Genomic DNA, 216 nt, shown 5'->3' with positions numbered 1-216 from the left:
AGAGCAAATATCTCAAACGTAACTCACTGAGTTAGTTTTGAGATATCGATGGGTTGTGCCTTTCACTCACGACCAGCAAGTGGCGTCCCCTAGGGGATTCGAACCCCTGTTGCCGCCGTGAAAGGGCGGAGTCCTAACCGCTAGACGAAGGGGACACGGAGTGTCACGACTTCGCAGCCGTCTTGCTTCTTTACTTTTCATCAGACAATCTGTGTG

Annotated in this window: 1 tRNA gene; it reads right to left on the bottom strand. The window is 51.4% G+C overall.

Annotation, left to right across the window (positions count from 1 at the left end):
- Positions 1–80: 80 nt before the first annotated feature.
- Positions 81–155 (bottom strand) — tRNA-Glu (locus FDX22_RS19660).
- Positions 156–216: the final 61 nt, after the last annotated feature.

It is taken from the genome of Citrobacter sp. TBCS-14 (assembly GCF_005280805.1).
GTDB lineage: Bacteria > Pseudomonadota > Gammaproteobacteria > Enterobacterales > Enterobacteriaceae > Citrobacter > Citrobacter gillenii.
Note: the sequence above shows the minus strand (reverse complement) of the source record. Positions and strands in the feature narration are given on the sequence as shown.